Origin of the sequence: Jutongia hominis, assembly GCF_014384965.1 — a bacterium.
In the GTDB taxonomy this organism is placed as follows: domain Bacteria; phylum Bacillota; class Clostridia; order Lachnospirales; family Lachnospiraceae; genus Butyribacter; species Butyribacter hominis.
Genome location: NZ_JACRSW010000027.1, coordinates 387891 through 414453, shown reverse-complemented (window position 1 = coordinate 414453; position 26563 = coordinate 387891). Strand labels below are relative to the sequence as shown.

25 protein-coding genes and 1 pseudogene are annotated in these 26563 nt (G+C 37.9%); 1 reads left to right on the top strand and 25 read right to left on the bottom strand.

Going from position 1 to position 26563, the window contains the following annotated elements:
* The 3 genes and pseudogenes from H8700_RS07315 to H8700_RS07305 all read right to left on the bottom strand — a co-directional run.
* Positions 1-305, bottom strand: a pseudogene (locus tag H8700_RS07315) (hypothetical protein); the annotation flags it as partial.
* 435 nt (positions 306-740) lie between these two features.
* Positions 741-1091 (bottom strand): Hpt domain-containing protein, encoded by a 351-nt coding sequence (locus H8700_RS07310; protein ID WP_249304754.1) that lies wholly within the window; start codon positions 1089-1091, stop codon positions 741-743.
* A 311-nt stretch (positions 1092-1402) separates the two neighbouring features.
* Positions 1403-2131 carry a histidine phosphatase family protein gene (locus H8700_RS07305; RefSeq protein WP_249304752.1) on the bottom strand — a complete coding sequence of 243 codons (729 nt, stop codon included), beginning with the start codon at positions 2129-2131 and terminating at the stop codon, positions 1403-1405.
* Between the two features lie 350 nt (positions 2132-2481).
* On the opposite strand from H8700_RS07305, the gene H8700_RS07300 reads away from it, so the two are divergent.
* Entirely contained in the window at positions 2482-3033 is a 552-nt protein-coding gene (locus H8700_RS07300) for a M15 family metallopeptidase (RefSeq protein ID WP_022140473.1), read from the top strand.
* A 217-nt stretch (positions 3034-3250) separates the two neighbouring features.
* Here the strand turns inward: H8700_RS07300 and H8700_RS07295 are convergent, their stop codons facing one another.
* The 22 genes from H8700_RS07295 to H8700_RS07190 form a co-directional block, all read right to left on the bottom strand.
* Positions 3251-3514 (bottom strand): HPr family phosphocarrier protein, encoded by a 264-nt coding sequence (locus tag H8700_RS07295; protein WP_022140472.1) that lies wholly within the window; start codon positions 3512-3514, stop codon positions 3251-3253.
* Between the two features lie 154 nt (positions 3515-3668).
* On the bottom strand, positions 3669-5624 hold the full coding sequence (locus H8700_RS07290) for a PTS fructose transporter subunit IIABC (protein ID WP_249304749.1): 1956 nt from the start codon (positions 5622-5624) through the stop codon (positions 3669-3671).
* 38 nt (positions 5625-5662) lie between these two features.
* Positions 5663-6565 carry a 1-phosphofructokinase gene (gene pfkB, locus H8700_RS07285; protein WP_249304747.1) on the bottom strand — a complete coding sequence of 301 codons (903 nt, stop codon included), beginning with the start codon at positions 6563-6565 and terminating at the stop codon, positions 5663-5665.
* Entirely contained in the window at positions 6562-7314 is a 753-nt protein-coding gene (locus H8700_RS07280; RefSeq protein WP_249304743.1) for a DeoR/GlpR family DNA-binding transcription regulator, read from the bottom strand. Before H8700_RS07280 ends, pfkB begins: the two co-directional genes overlap by 4 nt.
* Positions 7315-7890: 576 nt before the next feature.
* Positions 7891-9774 carry a methyl-accepting chemotaxis protein gene (locus H8700_RS07275; protein WP_249304741.1) on the bottom strand — a complete coding sequence of 628 codons (1884 nt, stop codon included), beginning with the start codon at positions 9772-9774 and terminating at the stop codon, positions 7891-7893.
* A gap of 163 nt (positions 9775-9937) precedes the next feature.
* Positions 9938-11386, bottom strand: a complete 1449-nt coding sequence (locus H8700_RS07270; protein WP_249304739.1) for a hypothetical protein — start codon at positions 11384-11386, stop codon at positions 9938-9940.
* A 162-nt stretch (positions 11387-11548) separates the two neighbouring features.
* Positions 11549-12043, bottom strand: a complete 495-nt coding sequence (gene queF, locus H8700_RS07265; protein ID WP_249304737.1) for a preQ(1) synthase — start codon at positions 12041-12043, stop codon at positions 11549-11551.
* A gap of 150 nt (positions 12044-12193) precedes the next feature.
* A complete protein-coding gene (gene queC / locus H8700_RS07260) occupies positions 12194-12877 on the bottom strand; it encodes a 7-cyano-7-deazaguanine synthase QueC (RefSeq protein WP_249304735.1) in 684 nt (227 codons plus the stop codon).
* Positions 12878-12891: 14 nt separating this feature from the next.
* Complete coding sequence (gene folE, locus H8700_RS07255; protein WP_022142462.1) at positions 12892-13500, bottom strand: GTP cyclohydrolase I FolE; 609 nt, start codon at positions 13498-13500, stop codon at positions 12892-12894.
* Positions 13501-13550: 50 nt separating this feature from the next.
* On the bottom strand, positions 13551-14213 hold the full coding sequence (gene queE, locus H8700_RS07250; protein WP_022142461.1) for a putative 7-carboxy-7-deazaguanine synthase QueE: 663 nt from the start codon (positions 14211-14213) through the stop codon (positions 13551-13553).
* Complete coding sequence (gene queD, locus H8700_RS07245; protein WP_249304733.1) at positions 14210-14632, bottom strand: 6-carboxytetrahydropterin synthase QueD; 423 nt, start codon at positions 14630-14632, stop codon at positions 14210-14212. Before queD ends, queE begins: the two co-directional genes overlap by 4 nt.
* An 894-nt stretch (positions 14633-15526) precedes the next feature.
* Positions 15527-16057: a hypothetical protein gene (locus H8700_RS07240; RefSeq protein ID WP_249304730.1), complete on the bottom strand. Its 531-nt coding sequence runs from the start codon at positions 16055-16057 to the stop codon at positions 15527-15529.
* Between the two features lie 133 nt (positions 16058-16190).
* The gene (locus H8700_RS07235) at positions 16191-16538 is read right to left on the bottom strand and encodes an Hpt domain-containing protein (RefSeq protein WP_249304726.1); all 348 of its coding nucleotides are present in this window, start codon (positions 16536-16538) and stop codon (positions 16191-16193) included.
* A 7-nt stretch (positions 16539-16545) separates the two neighbouring features.
* Positions 16546-17436, bottom strand: coding sequence for a LysR family transcriptional regulator (locus H8700_RS07230; RefSeq protein WP_249304723.1), 891 nt, complete (start codon positions 17434-17436; stop codon positions 16546-16548).
* Between the two features lie 467 nt (positions 17437-17903).
* Positions 17904-18845 (bottom strand): thiamine pyrophosphate-dependent enzyme, encoded by a 942-nt coding sequence (locus tag H8700_RS07225; protein ID WP_022142456.1) that lies wholly within the window; start codon positions 18843-18845, stop codon positions 17904-17906.
* A gap of 13 nt (positions 18846-18858) precedes the next feature.
* Positions 18859-20037, bottom strand: coding sequence for a pyruvate ferredoxin oxidoreductase (gene porA, locus H8700_RS07220; RefSeq protein ID WP_249304721.1), 1179 nt, complete (start codon positions 20035-20037; stop codon positions 18859-18861).
* Positions 20037-20342, bottom strand: a complete 306-nt coding sequence (locus H8700_RS07215; protein ID WP_249304719.1) for a 4Fe-4S binding protein — start codon at positions 20340-20342, stop codon at positions 20037-20039. The genes porA and H8700_RS07215 overlap by 1 nt, the downstream gene beginning before the upstream one ends.
* 31 nt (positions 20343-20373) lie before the next feature.
* Positions 20374-20982 carry a 2-oxoacid:acceptor oxidoreductase subunit gamma family protein gene (locus H8700_RS07210; RefSeq protein WP_249304716.1) on the bottom strand — a complete coding sequence of 203 codons (609 nt, stop codon included), beginning with the start codon at positions 20980-20982 and terminating at the stop codon, positions 20374-20376.
* Between the two features lie 233 nt (positions 20983-21215).
* Positions 21216-21866, bottom strand: a complete 651-nt coding sequence (locus H8700_RS07205; protein ID WP_249304714.1) for a hypothetical protein — start codon at positions 21864-21866, stop codon at positions 21216-21218.
* A gap of 142 nt (positions 21867-22008) precedes the next feature.
* Positions 22009-23367 carry a CHAP domain-containing protein gene (locus H8700_RS07200; protein ID WP_249304711.1) on the bottom strand — a complete coding sequence of 453 codons (1359 nt, stop codon included), beginning with the start codon at positions 23365-23367 and terminating at the stop codon, positions 22009-22011.
* Positions 23368-23713: 346 nt separating this feature from the next.
* On the bottom strand, positions 23714-25342 hold the full coding sequence (locus H8700_RS07195; protein WP_249304708.1) for a CHAP domain-containing protein: 1629 nt from the start codon (positions 25340-25342) through the stop codon (positions 23714-23716).
* A gap of 387 nt (positions 25343-25729) precedes the next feature.
* On the bottom strand, positions 25730-26446 hold the full coding sequence (locus tag H8700_RS07190) for a leucine-rich repeat protein (protein ID WP_249304706.1): 717 nt from the start codon (positions 26444-26446) through the stop codon (positions 25730-25732).
* Positions 26447-26563: the final 117 nt, after the last annotated feature.

Below are 26563 nucleotides of genomic sequence, written 5' to 3'. Positions count from 1 at the left end.
TCGTCAACGACCAGTTTTTCCATCTGTTTTGCAATATAAAAAAGATCACGAAGCGGCATATTCGGGTTCAGTGTACTCTGGTGTTCATACAGATTCATATAAAGACCCAGAATAAATGCGATATCGTTTTTCATTGCCATATACACTGCATTTTCCAGTGTGATGATCTCTAAGTCATCTGTCCGCTCATAATGCGTTCCGTTGATCGCATTGTATAGACTAAGCAATGCCTCTTTGTTATTAAAAAGCATTCTAAAAACGGTATCTTTGTAGTTTCGCTGCATCTTCAACTGTTGTTTCTTCATAATACGCTCCTTTACAGCCGGATAGATAATCTGTCTGGTTTTGAACCAAATGACAAAATGACACTTTCCCCGGTCTTAGTGACAGGAGCTTTAAAACTCCTGCTTTGATAGTGAATGAAAAGCATAGAGTTCTAAAGATAATATAAGAAATTTAGATAATGCCCAATAAGTTTTGGCATTAAAGAAAGTATTAGATTTATGCTTTGGTCTATTGTAACAAATAAGGGTTATTTTTACAATATTTTTCTTTTTTGTGATGGAATAAAAATGTCGTTGCAATATCGTTCTCTTTGCTATAAAAGCACTATTTTCTATCATCCCATTCCATACAAAAAGCCTCTTCCTTTTCTGAATATAATGTTATATCCATATCAGAAAAAGAAGAGGCTTTTTCATCAACCCGTTTCACAACTATTCCATTTCTTCTCTTGCTGCCTACCCACGCTGCTCCTTTATCACCTGAACAACTTCATCATAAGCTTCTTTTACCGGTGGAAGAAGTTCCGGAACCTTTTCCATGCTGCCGGCACGCAATTCTTCGACTAATGGGATCAAAAGACTATGAAGTTTTGCAAGACTGACTGTTCCGGTGATTCCCTTTAAAGCATGAGCACCCTGAAATGCTGCATCAACATCCTTTTGTTCTATCGCCTCTAACATCTGTTCATAATGAATATCCTCCGGAAATGATGTCAAAAATTTCTCATACAGTTCTTTATTTCCATTAAAACGGTGAATCCCTTCGTTCACATCAATTCCCGCTTTTGTCAAAATATAACGGTTCATATGTAAATCCCCTTTCCTAATCCTGCAAAGCAATGATATTTCATGCGATAAAGAATCTATTTTTCTGATTCATACTAGTATATTATAATACACAAACATATAATTTTTTGAACTGTCTTCTCCCATTTTCTCACTTTTTCTATCTTTTAGTTTGCAAATAGGATGCCGCTTACAATAATTCTTCCCGAAATCAACTTCTATCTACTACAGATAATTATGATTAATATCTCCTGCATCCGGCAGTGAATTGTTCATCTTGTTGCTTAAGCAGTTAAAAAGCAAGCATCATTGAACATTTTCTCTCTTCTATTTTAATCGTGTCTTTCTTCTTTATTATCATAACATTCACAAAATCTTGCAGCAAATGCCGGTTCTTCACGGTGCACATACAGATGAGAAGTATCACCAAAAGCTGTCATTCGAAATGAAGCAATTCCTTCTCTTCGTTCTTCTGTTACTAAAGTTGTTACAGAAGTTGGTGCCGCACACGTTCCATGCCACAAAACCATCGGCGAAATACCAAGCAGATGCGAAAGCATCACACACTCTACTCCAAAATGGCAAAAAAGAACAATCGTATCATTATTTGCATTATGAACCCGATAATACCGTTCTTCTCGTTCATAACCATGTTCTTTTAACAATTCATCCAGTCCCTGAACAACCCAGTTGTATTCCTGTTCCACCTTTCCAGCTTGCAACACTTCTGTTCCACACCATGCATCTCTGTCATAAAAGCGGTCTTCTTTCGTCCAGTCCTCCGGGAGCCAATCCCATACAATGCTCTCAGCTCCCACATCCGGTCGTATGATCGTCGGTGCAAACTCACGCAGCCACGGATATTCTTTGGCTGTACGCTGCATCTTTTTTAATGTCAAAGATGCCGTATCTTTTGCTCTGCCAAGTGGAGAAACAAAAAAATCTTTTACCTTCAGTTTAGAAAGTCTTTCTGCCAGATATTCTGCTTCACGCCAGCCTTTTTTCGTTAAGGAGTCAACTGAATAATCGGGATCAGCATGACGAACGATTAATATTTTCATAATATCATCTCCTGTATTTTCATTCTTATTTTAGATGAAATATTGTACCACAATTCATTTCTTATTCCAAGATTTCCAATTAAAATAATGTGCATCCTATTAAAATTTTTACATATTCCATTAGAATAATTTCATACAAAGTATTTGCCCCTTTTTATTTTTAAGCAGTCCATGTTTTTTATAAACACCTTTATTCCATTTTATATATTCATATATGATAAGAAACATATCATTTTTTACATGCAGAAAAAATATTGTAACATTTTTGTAATATATTATTGCAATTTTATTACAGATTTGTTACAATAAGTTTCGTTGAGTTGATTTTTAGTACATAAAGGAGTTATTACATGAAAAAATTAGGGTTTATTGTTACATTATTATTAATTTGTACATTTGTTGGTTTTTCAACAAACAGTACAACATCATCTGCAAAGGTATCGATCAGCAAAGCACGCAAGCAATGTTCTTCATATAAAAAAGCAAGAAAACATATGAAAAAGATAACTTTTAAAGTCTGGGATTTAAAAGGATCGAAAAAAGTGACAAGAACCAAATCCATTTATATTCATAAATCAATCGCTTCTAAAGTAAAAAAAGCATTTAATAAAATCTACCATGGAAAAGAAAAATTCCCAATCCATGATGTCGGAGGATTCGACTGGCGCGGTTCCAATAAGTCATTACATTCTCTTGGTCTTGCAGTTGATATTAATGCCAATGAAAATTATATGGTTGATCATGGGAAAGTATTAGCCGGAAGCTTTTGGAAACCGGGCAAAAATCCATATTCGATCAAGAAAAACAGCGATGTCAAAAAATATATGAAAACCATCGGGTTCAAACAGTGTATCTGGGGAAGCCGCAAGGATTATATGCATTTTTCTGTCGGCGGTTATTAATCTCCCCCTTAAAAATATCTTAAAACAACAGTAATATAACCTAAAAACTCCGTCAAAAATAAAGTCCGTGATAAGATGCAATCACCCCTCTTATCACGGACTTTATTTTTCTTATTTTATTGACATTTTCAATCGGCTTTTCATTCTTTTTACATGCTGATATTCGTAAAAATCAGTTTGTAAATTTGAAACTTTCTATAAACCTTTTTAGCAATCATTATTCACCAAAGCCTGATTCTACAAGTTCAACTGCCTTATCACAAGCTGCCTGTTCATCCTCTCCATTGCATTCAAATGTGATTTCCGTACCACCTTTGATGCAGGCTGCCATGATATTCATAACACTCTTTGCGTTGATCTTTTTGTCTGCTAAAACGATCTGAATATCAGATGAAAACTTTGCCATCTCTTTTGCAAGTGTACCTGCCGGTCTCATATGAAGTCCCTGCTCATTTTTAATTGTTACTGTCTTTGATACCATAATCAATTCCTCCTTTTATTCGTTTATTCATGAAAATACATTATATTTTCTGACTAAAAGTTTTTTACTGTCTTCTTCTCTCTTTTTGCAAAAACGATTGCAAATTTTTAAATAATATCCTGCTATTTTCTTTTTTATTTTAACAGATCCATATTTACTCTTTTACTTCCTTTTTCAACAGAGATAAGATGACTGCTCCAAGTATACTTCCAGCGATCAATGCCACAATATAGAACAATGGATGACCAACTACCGGAAATACAAAGATTCCACCATGAGGTGCGCGTAATGTACATCCAAATGCCATAGATAACGCTCCTGCTAATGCAGAACCGATAATACAGCTTGGAATTACTCGTAACGGATCTTTTGCTGCATAAGGAATCGCACCCTCAGAGATAAAGCACAATCCCATAATGTAGTTTACAACGCCATTTCTACAGTCTTCTTTTGACCATTTCTTTTTACAAAATGTCGTAGATAAAGCAATCGCGATCGGTGGTACCATACCGCCTACCATAACGGCTGCCATAATATCATATTTGCCAAGTGCCAGTGAAGCTGTACCAAATACATACGATGCTTTATTAAACGGACCGCCAAAATCAATACTCATCATACCGCCAAGAATTGCTCCAAGTAATACCATAGATGTTCCACCCAGGCCGTCAAGCCAGTTGCTAAGTCCGGTATTGATCATTCCCATGACCGGATTAATGCCACACATGATCAGACCAATCGCTATAATACCGCCAAGCGGATAGATCAGCATCGGGCGTATACCATCCAGACTCTTTGGTAACTTTTCAGTCAGTTTTTCAAGCCCAAGCACCAAATATCCTGCTACAAAGCCGGCAAGAAGTGCGGCAAGAAAACCACCACTCACTCCGGTTGTATTTCCTTTTGCAAGCTCTACAAAACTTGTTCCATTCATTGCTAGCACACCACCTGCAAAACCAACTGCAAGCCCCGGTCTGTCTGCGATTGAAGAAGCAATAAATGCAGCAAGAATCGGTAACATATAATTAAACGCTGATTTGCCTACTGTTGTAAAGAACGCAGCAATCGGTGTATTCATACCGAATTTTTTCGGATCAATCGTGTAATCATCAAGCAAAAAACCAAGAGCAACCATGATTCCACCAGCAATGATAAACGGAAGCATATGAGATACACCATTCATCAAATGCTTATATATCGTATGCAATATACTGTCATTACCTTCTTCAACTGTTTTATGCTCCGCAGTTTCATGGTGTATCGGCACTTCACCGTTTTGGATTTTTTTGATCAGTTCTTCCGGTTTATGAATTCCGTCTGCCACTTTTACAAATAATACCGGTTTCCCATCAAAACGTGCTGTTTCTACATTTTTGTCTGCTGCTACAATAATTCCATCACAAGCTTCTATTTCTTCTTTTGTCAGAACGTTTTTCGCACCGGTAGAACCATTTGTCTCTGCTTTACACGGATAGCCCATCAATTCGCCCTGCTTTTCTAACGCTTCCGCTGCCATATAAGTATGTGCAATACCGGTCGGACATGCCGTAACAGCTAACACTTTATAGGTTGCATCTTTACTATTGGACGTATTCTTAGTTTCACAATTCTTCTCTGAAGCTGCTGTTTCATTTACAGTTTCTTCCGGAAACTTTTTGGCTTCCATTTCATCAATGACTTTCAAAAATGCATCAATATCTTTTGCAGCTAACAAATCTTTTCTAAACTGCTCATCCATTAATAGAATACTTAATCTCGATAATACTTCCAAATGCACATCCGCTCCATCTTCCGGAGCAGCGATCATAAAAAACAGATTTGACGGCTGACCATCTAATGCTTCATAATCTACACCATCCGGCACTGTCATGGCAGCTAATGCCGCCTTTTTGACAGCAGCATTTTTAGAATGCGGAATTGCGATTCCTTCTCCAATCGCAGTAGATCCCTCTTCTTCCCTTTTTAAAATGCCAGCCTTATAACCTTCCCGATCCAAAAGATTACCGGCTTTGTCATGCAGATCAACCAGATAATCAATGGCTGCTTCTTTGCTGTCTACCGACACATGTAAAGCAATGCTTTCTTTCTTTAATAACTCTGTAATCCTCATAGCCTTTACCTCCTATCCCAGATACAACAGGTTTTTGCTTAAAGTAACTTATATAATTTTTCAACAAGTCCGATTGTTGCGAGACCTTCCGACTGTGCGGTAGCTCCACCGGCTGCTGTACCATATTTTAATGCTTTCTGATAATTTTGCTCTTTTGTATAACTTGCTAAAAATCCGGCAACCATAGAATCACCTGCTCCTACAGAATTAACCGTCTTTCCTTTTGCAATTCCGATCCTGTACATTTCACCTTCTTTTGTGATCAGCATGGCACCATCTGCCGCCATGGAGATCAAAACATTTTGTGCTCCCATATCCTGCAATTTACGTGCATATTGTTCGATCTGCTGATCATTTTCCAATGTAACACCAAAAAGTTCTCCCAGTTCATGATTGTTCGGTTTGATCAGAAACGGATGATATTTTAATACATTTTTCAAAAGATCACCTGTCGCATCGACGACAAACTCAACTTCTTTCTTCTCTAACCGGCCAAGTATCACCTCGTAGATATCCGCCGGAAGCGATGCCGGAATCGTACCGGCCAATACAAGAATGTCACCTTTTTGAAGCCGATCGAGTTTTTGATATAACTGCTCTAGCTCAGCCTGACTGATATGCGGACCTTTTCCATTGATCTCCGTCTCTTCTCCTGCCTTGATCTTAACATTGATACGACTCATGCCATCCTGAAGATGAATAAAATCAGTCTGTACGCCAAGCTTCTTTACTCCGTCTTCAATCTCCTTTCCGGTAAATCCTGCTACAAAACCAAGTGCAACAGACGGAATTGCTAAATTGTTTAAAACAGTGGAAACATTAATTCCTTTTCCTCCATAATAAACTGCTTCGTATTCACTTCGGTTGACTTCTCCTAATGAAAGTTTATCTAATCGTACAATATAATCTAATGCCGGATTAAACGTTACTGTGTATATCATAATCCTTTCACCTCCTTTATAATCGTTGCATCTTTATATTTGGGATTTAATACCACATCTGTAATGATCGAACCACCTGTCAGTGCAGCAAATGTAACTGCTGTCATCTTATCGAACTTCGTATGGTCTGCCATAACAAAATTGACATAACTTCGTTTCATCGCTTCACTCTTTAATGCGGCCTCTTCAATATCAACCGTTGTAAAGCCATAATCCATATGAATACCATTCGTTCCCATAAATGATTTTGTAAAATTCAGCTTCTTCATATTATTAACAGCATCCGCTCCGATCACAGCTTCGGTAACCGGCTTAACCAGTCCACCGATGATATATGTTTTTAATCCTTTTGCGATCAGTTTTTTCGCATGTACAATACCATTTGTAACAAAAACTGCGTTTGTCGAAGGAATATAATCAATCATCATTTCTGTTGTCGTTCCGGCATCCAGATAAATAAAATCATTCTCTCTGACTAAAGAAGCTGCATACTTTGCAATCTTTTCTTTTTCCTCAACATTCTGAGTCTTTTTTGTATTGACATCTTCTTCATTGGTAATAAAGATCTGTTCGATCGCCGTGGCTCCACCATGTACTTTTTTCACCTTACCAAGCTCATCTAATGCCTGTAAATCTCTTCGTATCGTTGATTCAGAAGCCGGTATCTGTTTCGTCAATTCTGTAATCGTGACAGCTCCTTTCCGATTCACCAGCTCTTCTATCATATGATATCGTTCCTGTGTCAGCATTTTATCCCCCCTTATTCTCTTCAAAATATAGTTTTCTCATTCATTGACTATAGTATATATCACATTTTCGTCATTGTCAATCATTTTCTTTCAATTTCTATCATTATTTTTCATTTAATCTGCTGAAATCAGTTATTTTCTTCTTTTTCCGTCATTTTCATTCATTTATTGTCTGTTCGATTTATTTTCATTTGTCATTTTCTTTCATATCAATCAAAATCAATCATATTAGTGACTGTTTTTGATCCTTTCATCCATTCCAAATATTTACAATATAAAAAAATAAGGCAATCAAACCCATAAAAAATAAAATAAACGCATGACAAAATAACCACACGACAAAATGACCGCATGACAAAATGACCGCATGACAAAATGACCGCATGTCAAAATGACTGCATGACAAAATGACTGCATGACAAAATGACTGCATGATAAAATGACTGCATGACAAAAAGTGCAATACACCATATGGGTATTGCACTTTCCGATAATCAGAAAATAATCCTACAAAAAGATATCCTGACAGATTATTTTCTTTTTATTTATTTGCGTTGCAATTATGTTTACTGTCTTTTACTCTTCTACTGACTGTTCCTGTGCAGAGTCTTCAACTGTTGGAGCAGCATCCTCAGCTTCCTCTTCTGTTTCTAAAGAAACTTCCTGTGCTTCAGAGTCTGTTTCATGGATGCTTTCCATTTCGCTTGTTGCAATGTCTTCTGTTACTGTATTCGCACTATCTGTATCCATGAAGCGCTCACACTGTTTCTTCATATTCGTGGCAACATTACCACTGACATTCATATCCTGCTGGATCTTAGCAATCTCATTTGACAGAGAAACAGCTCCCTTAGCGGCTTCTTCTACACTAAGTGCACTATCTTCAACAACCTGTGTGATCTGTTCAATAGATTTTACAAGCTCCTGTGTGATCTGTGTGATCTCGTCTGTTTCTTTTACAAACATCAACATTTCATTATTGACATAAATAGAATCCTGATTGTACTGTCTTCCGGAATCTACGAAGCCATCATAATCCGGTAAGATCGTGTTATCAATATATTCTACCATCTGATTTGAATTATCACTTAATTCATTTACTGCTGCAATAACAGAAGCATTAATCTTCTGGATATTGTTCGCTGTCTCACGGCTGCTGTCTGCTAATTGACGAATCTCATCTGCTACAACGGCAAAGCCCTTACCGGCTTCTCCTGCTCTGGCAGCCTCAATGGATGCATTCAATGCAAGAAGGTTTGTCTGGCTTGAAATCGAAAGAATCTGGTTTGTCAGATTTTCAATCTGTTCTACACTTCTACTGTTTTCTATTGCATTCTTGATCTTTTCAATCATTTCACTTGTCATCTGACCTGTTACACTCTGACTGTCAATTGCTGACTTTTCAAGACCTTCTGCTCTTTCCTGCATTGTCTGGGCATATTTCATGATTGAATCGCTCTTCTCGGCAAATGCTGAAATGTTTGTTCCAACTGCTTCGACTTTGTCTTCTACATTCGAAATAGTTGCTGCCACTTCTTCCATAGAAGCTGCAAGCTGTTCCATTACTTCAGACACATCGCTTGAATTTACATTCGCATTGCCAACACTTTCTGTCACATTAGCAATAGCCTGATCTAAATTAACAGATTCATCTGAAATATCACCGATAACACTCTGTAATGTTTCTAACATAGAGTTGATACCCATAACGAGCTGACCAACTTCATCTTTTGTGCGAACCGGAATTCTTTCACCAAGATCACACTGGTTATTCTCTATTTTCTTGATAATATTGCGCAAACGTTTGATAGAACGCTTCGTTGGTGTAACGATCGTGATATAGCATGAAATGATTGCAATAATACTGATCACAATTGAAATAACAATCAATGCATTATTCATACCGATCGAATTATCAAATGTCTTCGATTGTTCCTGGGCAGACCTCTGAGCTGACTTCTGACGATTACTGATCAGATTATCAACGATACCTTCCATCTCAGATTCAACATCAGAAATATCACCGTTTGCTAACTCGATCGCATCCGATTTTTCTTCATTTTCACTATATTTCAAAGATTTCATATAAAGGTCATGAAGAGAATTGTATTTCTCTAAGAACTCCGAATATAATTTCTTTTCTGTCGGATCAGTAACATATTTCTGATAGGTTTTCATTTCCTTTTCTACATTGCTTATTGTGTCATCAATCTTATTTCTGACAACAACGATCTCGTCCTCATTACCGGTAAGGAAATGCGTCAAAAGAAGTTTCTGCATGATCTGAAAGTCATTCGACAAAGTATCAAGCGAATGAATCGCATTAATATTTTCTTCTGATTTTTGTATACTTTCTGCTTTCAGATATTGTGTTGACCGGATTCCCCATACAGCCGAAACAATGCAGACGATTGCTAAAACAATCTGTGGTATCACTACCTTAAAACTAATATTTTTCATAAGCTCCTCTTTTCTCAGCATTCTAAAATGCTGTTTCTTTTTTTTAAATCAGATTGTCAAAAAATCAAAATACGGACCTTTTGGCATCTTAATCTTTTTTAACCCACGGCATAAAAACATTGATGATTGCAATACCGGGTTCTAAATTTTCTGTACCTAACCTTTACACTTCTTCAATTGCTTCGTAACGGATACGCAGCTCAGGCAATTTATGCATCGTGCAATAATAATTTTCCATCCAGTCTTCTCCCTGTGACGGATCATTCTCACCACTTGCCGGCGGAGCAAACATTGTGATAGAAAGCGTTGTTCTCTCTTTGATATCCTGATCAAAGAAAGCCGGCATCAGATCAATACAGTCAGTTCCTTCTGCTTTATAAAACCAATGACCATTAATCTCTATCATCAGATTTAAATTCTCTTCAAAGTTGATCTCAAAGAATTCCGGATTCTTTTCTAATGTAACTTCCAATGCAATTCCTTCCGCATCTTCAGCACCGCCCCATCGCATGGTAACAGGAAGCTTTGTCTCAGCTTTTGTCTCCATACGCGGCATGAAATAGTCGTCTTTTAAAATTTCTTTGTATTCCTTTAATAATGGCTGTGGAATACCAACCGACTTATTATTCGGATCTTCAATCTCTAAACCAAGTCGTCCTCTGTCTCTGAACTGGTAGAGTGAGAATCCTCCAAACCATTCCTCTGCATGCCCTTCTTTTAACCGGGCAATAAACCGTTTGATCGATTCTGCCTGATGTTTCGGCCCGACCACATCACCATCTGTATTAAACTCAGACACTACCAACGGTCTGACTTTTCCATCATTTAGCTGTGCAAACCGAATCGCTGATTTCTTTAATCTCTGATAAAATGTCTCCACCGGAGTAACCGCATACGAATCCGAACCTTTTTCACATACATCAAAAGGCCAGCCATAATGTAATGCGAGATAACAATCCATGGACCAGATATCTGCCTGGCGATACGCCTCGGTAAACTCTTCTTCATGTCCTACCTTTAATTCTTCTGCATCCAGATCCATCACAGCTCCGGCACAAAAAACAGTCAAAATATTCGGTGCCTCTTCTTTGATGATCTTACTGAACCGAACAAAGAAATCGCCAATCTCCTGATAAGAAAATCTCTGATTATGAGTAAACCAGTCTCCATCACATTCATGATTGATACGCAGTCGCATGCGTCCAAAATTACGAAGATCTCTTGCAATCTTTCTTAAATACTCATCAGATAAGGAACAGTCTATCGTTAATGTCAATGTAACATCTTGTCCATGTCTTCTGATATCACGGATCTGTTCAAATGGTTGCCCGCTGGTATCTTCTCCGATACCGCCTTCATATGGAAAATAATCATCATAAGGATAATCCCATTGAAAATGAATTTCCATATCTTTGCAAGCTTCACTGATCCTTTGCGGCCATTCTTTATCTTTTGGATAATATGTATACATAATATTAATATTGCGATGCGGACGCCCTAATGTCTGTAAAATATAATCCTGATCAACATATTCAGCACGCTCACTGCCATCACCAAGATCCAGACCACATTTTGCGGGTCGAAGCATCACTTTTGATATTTTGTTTACCATGATAAAATGACTTCTCCTTTTTGTTCTCTCGATATATTCTACACTATTTTCTCCCATAAGTCCAATAATATAGACATTTTTAACAAAAGATTAATGATTGCTGACATAAAATTCCACCAAAAATGCCATCCTGCATCGTCTTCTCTGTACAAGATGATTTTTTTATCTGTTGTCTACTTTTTCCGGATACATATCATGTTCGAAAAGTCTTTTTCTTGCTACTTCTTCCCAATCCGTTCCTTTCTTTCCATAATTACAATACGGATCGATCGAAATACCTCCTCTCGGCGTAAATTTACCCCAGACTTCAATATATTTCGGATCCATTAAGCGTATCAGATCTTTCATGATCACATTGACGCAATCTTCATGAAAATCTCCATGATTGCGGAAACTAAATAAATATAATTTTAGCGATTTGCTCTCCACCATTTTTTCACCCGGTACATATGAGATTGTGATCGTTGCAAAATCCGGCTGTCCCGTAATCGGACAGAGACTCGTAAATTCCGGACAGTTAAATTTTACAAAATAGTCATTGTCCGGATGTTTGTTGACAAATGTTTCCAATACTTCCGGTGCGTAATCATCTGCATATTTAGTATTCTGGTTTCCTAATAAAGTAATACTCTTTTCTTCTTCTCTATGACTTGCCATCGTTTTCTCCTATCTGTTTATTTTTATCCTCTTTTGGCAACAAAGCTTTTCCGGCTTAGCCTGTATGTTTTTTTCTCTTTTCCGAAGCTCTGCCATCTCATTTTTGCAATCTTTTCCATAGCATTGCATTTCTACCGCTCTTCTACTGTCTTATTGTAATAACAACGGATCTGTCACACCATTTTTCAAAAAAGCTTCCTGTCTGTCAATACAGGTTCCGCAGACACCACATGGCTTGTCTTTTCCTTCATAACAGCTCCATGTCAGCTCATAAGGCACTTTCAGATCCAGACCGATCTTTACTACTTCGGCTTTTGTCAGATTAACAAACGGAGCTTCCACGACAAGCTGGTTGCCGCTTCCGATATAAATGGCATCTGAAATGGCTTTATTAAAGCTGCTGCTACAATCCGGATATGCATTTCCGGCTGCATCATCCGCATGCGCTCCATAATAGATCACATTGCATTCTTTGGATAATGCAATACTTGCCGCACAAGATAAAAATAATCCATTGCGAAAAGGAACATACGTAGAAACAGGTTTTCCGTCTGTCTTTTCTAACTGCTCAGCATATGATTCTTCCGGGATTTCCTGATCAGAATGCTGCAAAAGAGAACAATCACTATAAGCAAATATCTTTTCTAAATCCATTTGAAGATGTTCTACTCCATAATACGCCGCAATTTTATTAGAAGCTTCTATTTCTTTAAGATGTTTTTGTCCATAAGAGATCGATAATGCGATCACATTCTCTTTTCCATATTTGTCAATTGCCATGCCAAGACAGGTTGTACTGTCTACGCCACCGCTAAATAAAACCACTGCTTTCATTTCTTTTTCCTTTCTTACTCTGTCTTATTCTGTGGCATTGCTAATGAAGATTCCAGACGCATCTGTAAAAATGAATCCTCACGAAATGCTCCGCGCAGAGTATATGTCTTTGTCGATGCTGCATTCTTTTTAATTCCTCTTGCCGTCATGCAGCTATGTGTTCCTTCTATGACAACAGCTACATCTTTTGTATCCAGGATTTCCTGCATGATCTCTGCTATATCAGAACCGATCCGTTCCTGTAACTGTAATCTTTTTCCAACCATATCAGCGATTCGGGCAATCTTGCTAAGCCCGATCACTTTACCATTCGGCACATATGCGACCGATACTTTCATATCATACATCAACGCAAGATGATGTTCACAATAACTAAAGATTTCAATATCTTTTACCATGACCATATCATTGCCTGCTTCTTCAAAGTCCATTTTGTCCTGAAAGGTCTTGTTAAACATCTGTGCAATCTCATGATTGCTGTAATTCATTCCTTCAAACACTTCTTCATACATTTTGGCTACCCGTGCCGGTGTCTCTTTCAATCCTTCTCTGTCCGGGTCATCACCAAGTGCAACCAATATACCACGAATGTGTTTTTCTATCGCATCCTTATCTATTGCCATAACCAATCGACTCCTTCCTGAATCATCTACTCTGTCTTTTGCTCTTTTTTCTATACACCGCGTGCCTGTGGATCCCATATTACTTTATGCATCTGAATTTGCATTCTGGCTGTCACCCATTTTTTCTCCATCATAAAGGCTACCATATCTGCCGGAATGATTTTTCCAAAGACCGGGCTGATCAATACATGGCATTTCTGTCCCAGAGCGTATTTTTGTTCGATCTCATAAGCACGTTCCAGATCTGTCTGATCCGATACGACAAACTTCACGGTATCGTCCCTTTGAAGCAGGGCAAAATTAGACAGACACATCTGTTCTTCCATGCCACTGCCTTTTAATTTGTAATCCATGGTAAAGATCACTTTACGATCCTTTTTACAAAACGGATCTAAAGCAATGCTTCCATTTGTCTCAATCTCAACACAGAATTTTTCAGACAATGCTTCTAATAATTCCAAAACATGTTCTGCTAACAGAGGCTCTCCGCCTGTCAGCGTCACATTTTTTGTGCCATATGCTTCTGCCTTTTGAACAATCTGCCTGGCTGTCATTTCCTGATATGGGGCATCTTTTTCATTTGCCCAGCTTGTATCACAATAAGAACAATGCAAATTGCATCCGCAAAGACGGACAAATACCGATAATTCACCGGCTTTCATACCCTCTCCATTGATACTTTCAAAAATCTCTACTACTTTATATGTGTTCATGATTCTGTATATGTCGCACAATTATTCGGTGTTTCATACACCTGTACTCTGGCAACATCATATCCTTTCTGCGAAAACAGATCATAAAAATGTTTCGCAAAATTCTCGGCAGTCGGACGAAACTCCAGCTCAACCCAGCTAAAGCCTTCCTCTTTTAAGGCTTCTAATGTTCTCTCTTTTAATGTGTCTTTTTCAATTAAAAAACTGTGATCATATTGATCTGCAACCTCTTTTAATTCATCCTTTAGCGTTGAAAAATCCACACACATACCACGCTGTTGCTGTTCCTCTTTTAGTTTTTCTTCCTGGATCACAAGCAGCACTCTCCAGCGATGCCCATGAATATTTCCGCATTTTCCCTGATAACCGGCCAAAAAATGAGCCGAATCAAAACTCTGTTCTATTGTCAACTGATACATAATTCACCTCTTTTATTTTGTCTGGCAGACATTCACGAAACACCATGCCCCTTCCACGATCGTCCTCACAAAAATAATAGATTTTCCAGTGCGTCATATCACAAACGTTACAATTCATGCTTTCTATTTTCTTTTGTATTTTGAATAGACACGCCAACTGATTAGAATTTCTGATTTTTATGCTTTTTTGCTGATTGGGCGCGGGTTATCACTATAGGGGCGACTCAGCCTGAGTAGCATTGTTGTTTGGGACACGCTCCCGCTTCGCAAAGCCACGTAGCGCACACATAGCATTGCAAAAAGCAAATACACTTTTTGCAACGCAAGTGGCGACGGCCTTTGAGATTCCCAAACAGCAATGTACATCAGACCAGCCTTGCCCCTATATCAGATGAGAGCGCCCATAATCAGGGCAAAAAAGCAAAAATCTTAGAAATTCTTATCAGGTGATACAGTGCTTCAAAATACAAAGAAAATAGAAACATGAAATCAAAACTGATAATATGACGCTTGTTTGTATCCTTTTTTGTGAGGATGCTTTTAAGGGTGTACAGGTGTTTTGTAAATGTCTTTTGTTTGTGCAAAAAAGAAAAAGCAGACCTACGTCTGCTTTTTCATGTAATATGATCTAAAAAATCCCATGTCAGTGCTTTCGCATCAACATAGTCTTTTCTCTTTTAAAATCCATACATTTTGGCAGCCCTAGTTTTATTTTAAGACAGGATGGTACTAATGAACTGTCTGTTACAAACTTAATCAGTATAACATATGCTTTCTTTTTGTCAAGACTGTCGTTCATTTTTTAGTAAAATTTTACAATTCATTTTTCATTACTAAAAGCATAATTTATACATTCACAATACATGATCTGTATATAACTTTGTCATCCCTAAATTAATGCTCCGGTTCCTTGACTGTCATTTTGTATTTCTTAGCTAACGCACGCAGCGAATCGTTATAATCCTGTAAATCCGTTCCAACGTTTGAAATCTCACTTCGTGCCTGTTCGAGTGCCTGTGTATCTTGTGCCGAAGCAGCTGTCGCACATTGAGTCAATGCCTGCTTATAACCTTTCATTGCTTTTAAATACTTATCTTTCAGTGCTTTGATCTCTTTTTGACCGGTCTTGATCGCCTGCGTCTGCTTAATGATATCATCTAACTGCGTCAGCAATGTATCATTGACATAACTTGCATAGATTTCCATGCCTTCTGCATAAGACGGGCTTGCAACATAAGCTTTTGCAAATTTGTTATATGCCACATTAATCTTTGCCATATCCCGATTTGCAAACTTTTCCAAAGCGGCTGCTTTTGTATCTTTGCCACAGGATACAAACAACAGACAGCTGCTAAGCAATAGTAGTACACAGGATATCCTACTAAATAAAACAGACCGTTTTTTCATATTTTTCCGGCTTTTCATAGGCTCTCTACCTCCTGTTCTAAAGTGAATTTTTTACGATTCTTTATTATCTTTTCACGACAACAGCAAACACTTTTCTTCTACAATTTAATCAACACTCTAAATCAGCCCTTGACGTATCTTATCCTGTTTTTCAGGTATCCTGATAAATTTGCATCACACGCTGATATTCTTTTTCCAGCCATTCCATATTTTGAGGAAGCTTATCATATTCTTCTTTTCTGATATTATCCACCACTGCTGATGATGCCTGATATACCTCTTCCATTGCCAAAGTTCCCGAAAATCCTTTTAAAGCATGGATTGCCTTTAAAACACCATCATAATCTTTTTGTTCGTATGCTTTCTTGCCATCTGTAAAATGTGTATTATCTGCAAAACGATACAAAAATTTTTCAAAAATTTCTTCGTTATCTCCAAAGCGCTCCATTGCAATCTTATAATCAATTCCTGCCGCTTCTAGCCTTTTTTCATCTACCATTCCCTTTTTACCCCTTTCTCCATTCTTCCTGCTGGTATTGTTCTAATACATGATTATACATCGTACGTACTGCAGGTGCCATGAATTCCTTATTCATCGCTGCAATTCCAATGATACGATATGCATCCGGTTTGACCGGGTAACAATCCACCTGATATGGGATGTCATTCATAGTGATTGCCGGCATAATACAAATACCAAATCCATGCTCCACTAATGCAACTGTTGACAGATCATCCACCACATGATAATTCGACTGGATATTCAGATCATTTTCTTTTAGAAAATTCTGTATATCTGCGTCCGTAGATTCTCTTTGTGTTACAAACTGGTGGTTACGCATCTCGTCAATACCCATATATTCTTCAGGCTCTCTTTTCGGTGTGCCTTTCGGTACAACGCAGAGCAAAGGATCCTTATACAATGGTTCGATCGGTATATCTTTAGCACTGGAAACCGATAGAAACCCAAGATCCACAACACCATTTTTTAACCAGTAAATGACATCATCATAGGTTCCCTGAAAAACCTCTATGCTGATGCCCGGATATTCATTTTGAAATGAATGCAGAATAGAAGGCAGCCAGTTCGTACAAATACTTGAAAAGCAGCCAACTTTTACTTTCCCCTGCTTCAAACCGTTAAATTCTGCGATTGCCTGCCATAAGCTTTCATCACTGTTTAAAACCGCATTTACATATGGCAGTAAATGTTCACCGTAGTTAGTTAAAGTAACGCCTGACTTACTTCTGTTCAACACAGAAAAACCAAGTTCACTTTCCATCGCTGAAATCGTATGACTGATCGCTGACGGTGTCAATCCTAATATATCCGCAGCTTTACGAAAACTCCCCTGATCCGCAACCGTCTTAAACACCTGATATGTCAAAAGTGTCATATTTCGTTTCTATGCCTCCTGCCTGCTTTCAAACCGATCTCTGCATTTTCTTTTTAACAAAGAACAAATCTGCATAAAATGGTTCTTTTTACTATATTTTTCATACCTATTTTTATTATATACTATACCAGAATACACTGTCAAAATTCTTTGGGCAATTTTGCCCATTTTTATCATATTCCTGTTATTATTTTATTTTTTCGGAAAGCTGTTTTCTTTTTGCTAGATGTGACCAGATGCAGAATTTTTTTCTTATTTTCTCTTTTAACATTAAAAATTTCAACTTTTCCCGATACAATAGGATATAATAACTTTTCTGTTTCTCCGGTTACAATGAAACAGAAAAGTTGTGTAAAGCCTATGGCTGCTCTACACAACTTTCTTATATAATCATTAAGGATTGGAACTAACAAAATTTACATACCGCTTAAACTCACTCTAAACGGTAAGCCTAAAAAATCAATTTATTATCTTGCACATTTATAAAGAAGGTCTTCCCATCTTCTGTCAACTTCCTTTTGGAACTGTTCGATCAGTTCCTCATTTCCTTTCTTGAACAGGTGTTTGAAACGGCCCTGTGGTTTTAAGAAATCTTCGATCGGAAGTTTTTTCTTAGGTTCATAGCTTAATGTCCACTTGCCATGATCTACTTCAAACAATGGCCAGTAGCAGGTGTCAACGGCAAGCTTACAGATCTTCATGATCTCTGCCGTATCATATCGCCAGCCTCTTGGACAAGGTGTCATTACATTTAAGAACGAAGCACCTTCTGTATAAATGGCTTTTTCTGATTTACGATGTAAATCTTTAAAGTCGTTTGTAAATGTTGTCTGTGCTACATAAGGCACATCATGATCTGCAATAATACTTGCAAGATCTTTACGGTTTTGCATTTTACCGTTTGACTGCTTACCAACCGGTGTCGTTGTTGTATCTGCATACATTGGTGTCGCAGAAGAACGCTGGATACCGGTATTCATATATGCTCCATTATCATAGCAGACATACACCATGTCATGCCCACGTTCCATTGCACCGGATAAAGACTGGAATCCGATATCATAAGTACCGCCATCACCACCAAATGTAATAAACTTAAACGTTTCATCTTTTGGCAGTCTGCCTCTCTTCTTTAATGCATGATAAGCTGTCTCAACACCGCTTAATGTGGCACCGGCATTTTCAAATGCATTATGGATATAACTGTCTTCCCATGCTGTATAAGGATACATAAAAGACGATACTTCCAGGCATCCTGTTGCATTACCGATCACAGCATGGTCTCCTTCATGAAGTCCACGCAGCACCGCACGTACCGCGATTGTTGCACCACATCCGGCACACATACGATGTCCCGGTGCCAGACGCTCCGGTTTATTCATCATTGTTTTTAAACTATAATCACTCATTTGCGGCCTCCTCTTAACGTAATCTGATATATTTGTGCTGCTCTACTTCTTTTCCATTTACAACCATATCTTCGAGTTCTGCAAATACACTATTTACATCACTGATCGTAAAATCACGTCCAGCAAGACCATATATATAGTTCACAGCTTCGATATTTACTTTATGATAGAATAATCCGGCAGTCACTTCGCTTCCCAAAGGTCCGCCATTGCCATTGTAGCTTTCACAGCGATCCATGATAGCTGCTGCTTTGCAATTCTTTAATGCCTCGGCAATCTCTTTTGCCGGGAACGGACGGAACACCCTGAGTTTTAATACTCCGACTTTCTTCCCCTGCTCTCTGAGTTCATCAACCGCCTGCTTTGCCGTGCCGGCTGCCGACCCCATGATCAGCATAATATAATCAGCATCCTGCGTCTTATATTCTTCAAAAAGTCCGTATTCTCTGCCTGCCATATCCTTAAACTTCTTAGCAATTTCCAAAATCACTTCTTTGGAATTTTCCATTGCAATCTCTTGATTTTTCTTAGCTTCCATCGCATAGTTACTGACAGAATAGGGACCTACTGCAATCGGTTTGCCCGGATTTAATAAAAACTCTTCCGGTTCGTATTCACCGACAAAATTCTTTACTTTGTCATCTTCTAATAATTCAATATTTTCTACAGCATGGCTTGTAATAAAACCATCCTGACAGATCATAACCGGGAGATGCACTCTTGTATCTTCTGCAATCGGATATGCCTGAATAAAGTTGTCATATGCCTCCTGATTATTCTCGGCATAAATCTGGATCCATCCGGTGTCTCTTGCACCCATACCATCGGAATGATCGCAGTTAATATTGATCGGACCGGATAAAGTACGGTTTACTAAAGTCAGTACCAGCGGAAGGCGGTTCGATGCCGCTAACAAAAGTTCTTCCCACATCAACGCAAGACCTGCCGAAGATGTTGCCGTGAGACTTCTTGCACCTGCTGCCTCTGCTCCTATCGCAGCACTCATGGAAGAATGTTCACTTTCTACCGGGATAAACTCTGTATCCATCTCGCCATTTGCAATATAAGTAGAAACCATCTGTGGGATTTCCGTAGAAGGAGTGATTGGAAATGCCGGCATAACATCCGGGTTTACCTGACGGATTGCATAAGATACCGCTTCATTTCCTGACATACGTTCTTTAATAGCCATTAGATATTGCCCTCCTTCATTTCTATTGCTCCAAAAGGACAGACATTTGCACAAATACCGCATCCTTTACAATGATCCATATCAAACTCCAGACGTTTTGAATCTTTTACCGGAATGCTTCCATCCGGACAAACCGGTGCACACAGCAGACACTGTTTACATAAATCTGCATGAAAGACCGGTGTGTTTGTACGCCATTCTCCGGTTTTAAACAACTTAGAAGTGCCTCCGTTAAAGACCATCAAACCTTCTGTTAAACGATCATGAGGAGTCTTCTCATTTATCTTAGTAATATCGGTTCTCATTTCCTCTTTTCTCCAATCAATTTCTTTTCTCTTATGCGCTCAGGCTGACTTTATCATTTTCAATATCTTCCTCTAACTCTTCAAAAGCCATTTCCAGAGCCTGCATATTTCCATCGATCACTTCCGGCTTCTTTGCAAATTTATGCTGATAAGAAGCACTCATCTCTCTAAAGAAATCTTCTCTTGGCATCACTTCACTAACAGCAACTGTTGCAGCAAGCATCGGTGAGTTCGGGAAGTTCTTTCCTAATGTATCCATAGAGATCTTTCTGGCATCAATTGTATATACACGGCCGGTATAACCTTTCAAATGTTTCTCAATCTCTGCTCTGCTCTTTGCTGTATTGATGATAATCGCACCATTTGCCTTTAATCCGGCTGTGACATCAACCGAATCTAATAATGTCTCATCCACTACTACCACATAGTCGGGATGATATATATTTGAATGAACCCGGATCTTATCACTGCTGATACGGTTATATGCTGTAATTGGCGCACCCATTCTTTCCGGACCATATTCAGGAAATCCCTGTACGTTCTGTCCGGTTTTAAATGCAACATCAGCAAGTAATAATGCAGCTGTTTTTGCACCCTGACCACCACGTCCGTGCCATCTGATCTCAATTCCGTTCTTCATAATGTACTCTCCTTCTTATAGTGAATTTTTTTCACTCACAAATTTTATTTTGTTCAACTTCTACTATTATACCGATGAAAATTAAAATGTAAAGAGGTTTTGCTTAATTTTCTTCATTTTTATCATGAATATTTTTCATCTATAGAGTTTTTAGATGTAAAAATACAAAAACAGAGCCGGTCTTTCGACCGGCTCCGGCATTTAGTCTACTTCTTCTATCTTTTGTAAATCAATTAGCGTAAATATTTTTTTCGATTCTTAGATGTATTTGAATACATGTTTTTTGGATTTTCACTAATTTTAATTTTATATTTTGCTGTTATCATACTCTTTTTGTTTGTATCAAATATACGTTTCGTCACCCTCTTTTTTCCAATATAATATTTCTTTTTTCCAAGCTTTGATGTATCCCAATTCAATTCAGCATACCAACTTTGTACTTCTTTTATTCTTTTTCCATCAAATCGTTGATATATCCCAGCACCACCACCTCTACAATATTCGTAATAAATGCCACCTTTTTTATTTGAATATAATGTTACTTCCCAAATAGCATAAGAAGATAAAAATTTTATTTTTCCATTAACAACACCATAAATAGCTAATTGTCCATCTGCATTACTTGCCCGCTCATCATGCACCAGCAATTCCGGTATGCCATCTGCATTGATATCAAATAAGCGAAATTTAATCCCTTGACTAGTAGTTTTTACAGTTCGGTATGCACTATAACCCCATAATTTATGCGTATGTCCTAAAAATTCATTGTATATTCTAACTGCATGCTCTTTTTTTGAAGCTGCCATTGTAAAAAATGGTGTCATGGAAATGCATATAGCTTGTATAACAAATGTTACTACTATCAATTTTAAGTATTTCTTCATAATTTCTTCTCCTCGTATACCATTTAATTTTTGAAAACAATATATATTATAAATAATAAATCATTACACGCACAGTGTAACAGATGCAAAATTTTCAAATCTTGAATCTATTGTATCACATAATTTAATACATTAAAACCAGTTATCTTCCCGACCAACGGAATACTTTAAATCCTTTCGTCGAATTTGATACACGGCGATTCTTATAACAATATGTCCTGCCACCGCTCTTCCATTTCCAATTCTGTTCGATCACGGTATAAGTTCCATCTGAATTAACAGCTTTGATGATAAACCAGTGACCGCTTCCACGGCTGTTTGTCTGATAACCAATGTCTCCTTCTGCCGGACTCGTTGTCCGATAAAAGCTTCCCGATGATGCAGACGGAGTTCTTCCGGTAAACATATTGGCTACTGTAATACCATATACCGATCTGTAGTAATTGCTGACATATCTTGCACAAGAATAGGTTCCTACATCGGAATACCCCGTAATATATTTTGCTGCTACACCATGAAATGTATCAACAGTCTGTCCGTTGGATGTAATGCAGATCGTCTGTCTTGTATAATTTGTTCCTGATGACTGTGCTGTTCCCTGAATCGTAACGTCTTTTGTTCCAAGTAAGGGATTGCTACTGCCCCCTCCTACATTGATCGCATAGACATAAATCTTTTGTGCTCCCGTTCTTGATACTTTAAATGTTGCATCAAAGCCATGATATTGTCCGACTCCCGGAAAAGCATTATCTACATCAGGCCGATGTACATTTGCTACACATCTATAACCCGGTGCGCCGGAACCTGCCGGACCACCTACATAAACATGAACCTGTAACTTGCTTCCTAAGGAATCTCTGTCAAATGTCCATCCTGATACACGAAGCGTTCCGTTAGAAGGAGATGTAGCAAAATCAACATATCCCTGTGGATTTACACCATAGCTGACTGCTGTCTGTGGACGGAGTTTGCTGTTGACTTCTGATGAAACGGCAAATGCATATTTGTAACCACCGGATACCGGATATTTGATCTGTGTATAGCCGCCACTTTTTCCAAGTATCATAACTCTGTCATTTGCAGCAACATAACCATAATAACTACCACCCGGTCTTCTATATGTATTAAACTTTCCTCTGGATGTATAAGTACTTCCACCTGTTGCCGTTAAGATCGCACTTGTTGCAATATAACCGGTCTTTGTTCTTCCTCTTGAAATAGGATAAGAAACCTGCGACCAGTTCCTTGTTACATTGATGACAGATATCTGGTCGGAATCATAGATCCATCCAATCCCTCTGGATAATCCTGTATTAGAATATACTCTTGTATTGCCGGTACAGATCGAATAACACTTTCTGGATGCTGCTTTTGCTGTATTCCCATTAAGGCTACCGATCAGAAATAGTGCTGTAAGAAATACACCTGCAAATACTACTGTTTTTCTGATTGCTTCTACTCTTTGTGCTACACTTTCTTTTCTTATTCTGATATTTTTCATAATAACCACCCTTTCTGTGAAATCTTTTTTAGGAGTAATCTTTTATAACTCCTGTATCTTCTTGAAAAACTTTTGTTTTCTTTTTGCTGTTTTCTTGTTTGTTATTATCTTTTTGCTTTGCTATTTTCTTATCCTGTATTCACTATAGCAAATGATCTCTGCTAAAATTGCATTTTGCTTTTTTTAGCAATGAAAATGCGTATTTTACCAAAAATGACAAAAATGTGGTAAAAAAGTGCAACACCAGCGTGTTGCAATACCTTCCACTACTGTACAAGCATTTTCCCGGTAATTTAAAAGTGCAACGCAAATGCGCTGCACTCCACTATATTATTATGTATTTATTTTAGTTGCCTGCATATGCCGGTGTTGCAAATCCAACGATCTTGGCTTTACTGTAATCCAAACGATACCAATATGGTCTGCCTTTATAATAGGTATGTGTCTTTACTGTTCTTGTCGCATTCGTTCCAGAACCTGTATTTCCTTCTGCCAATACGATCCGGTCATTGTTTACCGATATCACAATGCCTGTATGATCCGGTCCGGAAGCAATCGCACCATCATTGTCGATTGCGACAAGATCACCCACCTGCGGAGTATAAGAAGATATCGTTGTATTCTTTGTCATGTGGACACCTCTGCTGCTTTTGTACCATGCTACATAAGAATGATATCTTCCTCTCTCTGAATACCACTGCGCCATCTTTGTGGTAGATACATGCTTTGGTACAATACTTACCGCCTGCGATGCCGAATATCCTGCCTGTATCATTGCCTGATTAGCAATATATGTTGCATATGCCACACAGTACGGATCATTGTATGAAAGTCCTGCCCATCTCTGATAGGCTGCTCCCCTGTTTCCAAGACTTGCCATCGCAAGATTGTATATATTGCGCTGTATAGCAGAACAATCGCCATTTACCGTGATCACCGGATCTGAATTGATATTAGAACTTCCTGTACTCATTTCACCGGTCTTAATAAATCCCATTTTGTATTTGCCGCCACCGATACTATAGATGATCTGCGTATATGCTCCACTGCTGCCGACGACCGTTACATTTTCATTTTCCACATAACCATATCGTGCCGAAGACGATGCCCATTTATAAGTATAAGCTCTCTTGCTGATCCAATAGTTTGATACTCCCGAAGAAGGAGATGCCATTATATCAGATATCTTAAAATACATACTCTTTCTTCCACCGGATACCGGATAAGACAAACAAACCGAACCATAGGAAAGATTTACACTTTGCACATAAACTTCATCCGATGCACAGGAAATGTAACTTCCTGTTGTTCTGTTTCTTAAAGCAACATCTTTGTATGCATAAACTTTTCCCTGTGCTGATAATGTATAACATCTGACTTGCTTACTTCCATATGATGCAAGTTTTCCTGCGGCAGAACCACTGCTGTAACCTCCTGATACGCTTCCTCCGGATGAAGATGAACTCTGACTCGATGTAATATAAGAATTACAGCTTGATGTTGCAATAAATGCATATTTATATCCACCGGATACCGGATATTTTACCTGTGTATAATTTCCATATGTTCCAAGTACTTTTACAGTATCTCCACCGGATATATATCCATAAGAACCACCACCGGGATGTTTATATGCTATGATCTTTGCACGAGAGCGATAGGATCCACCCGTTGTCTTCGTCAGAAGTGCTCTTGTCTGAATATAACCAGTCTTTGTTCCTCTGGATACCGGATAAGTCACTTTACAATAACGATCTGTAACCCTTAACACACGTAGTTCATCTGATCCATAAATCGTTCCATAACGTTTACTCAATCCGGTATTGGAATATACAGTTGTATTACCCGAACCAATCGTATAACTACGGATTGTGGCTGCACTTGCTTTTGCCGGATGATTCAGACAAAAAACACTTCCTGCCAAAAGCATGCCGGTTATTGCCATCATAATCTGACTTTTCTTTTTCATGATCATCACCATTCCTTCCTATAAAAAAGTGCAAAGCCAGCGCTTTGCACTCCAAGAATTGCTAAAGCAATTCTTTTTGGTGTACCGCTACTGTACGAGCATTTTCCTATTCCATAAAGAAAAAAGCTTTTGTCTTACTAAATCTTTATCTTGCATTTAGTATAACAAAAGCTTTTTGATGAAATATTTGATTGTATTTTTTAACGGAAGAAATGTATTTTTTGAACAATTTCATCTCTTCTACAAGCTCTGATCTGCTTTTAAAACCTTATTGCAAACAATTACTCAATCTTATGCCATGCCTTATAATAAAGATAAACTTTATTTCCATCCGTCGCTAAAGAAGCCCTGTTCCCCTCTGCTGTTTTGGTCTTCTTTCTTTTTCTCTACTTTTTATCGTATGCCTTTTTTCACTAAGAGCTTTTTATAATAGGCATATTTTTCTTTTGGAATTCTGACTGTCATTCCTTTTCCCATTTTTGCAAACGAATCTTTCCCTATTTTTTTATCTGTAAATTGTTTTGACTTAATTGATAGCTGCTTCACATTTTTACATCCATAGAATGCCTTTTTTCCAATCTTCTTTACATTTTTTCCAATACTAATCTTCTTTAGTTTTGTATTGTTCTTAAATGCATTTGCTGAAATGGAAACAACCTGATATGTTACACCGTTCCATGTAACAGTATCCGGGATGATGATCTGATTTTTCTTTTTAATCCCTGCTTTGCATTCGACCTGTGCACCGGTTACTTTTCCACTCGTTATGGTACCTTTTTTTACAATACTATATTTCAGGTTCGTCTTTTTATCTGAAAAAACAGTACCGACTTTTTTTAATTTGTTTTTTGTGGTATTTGAAACTTTTGGTGTTGAATTACTCTCTAATGCTTCATCATTATCAGATGGAATCAAATCATCAAAACTTGCTGCATCGTTGATCATCGGTGTTTGCTTCGGAATGGATGGTGTATAGTAAATTGGTGGCAATGTAGCCGGAGTTGATATATAGCTCAACATTGCAATATTCTTATTTGCAGCAAATACTTTTATTCCACTTATTTGTATTACACAAAATACCAATACACCTGCTAACAATATTTGTATCATCTTTTTCTTCAGCAATTTAATTTCCTTCTTTCTTTAGAATTGATGGTGCTCAACTTTTATATCTTACTTTCTTGCCCGTTCTAAGATCGTACATGTCTATATTTTTGCTATAAGTTT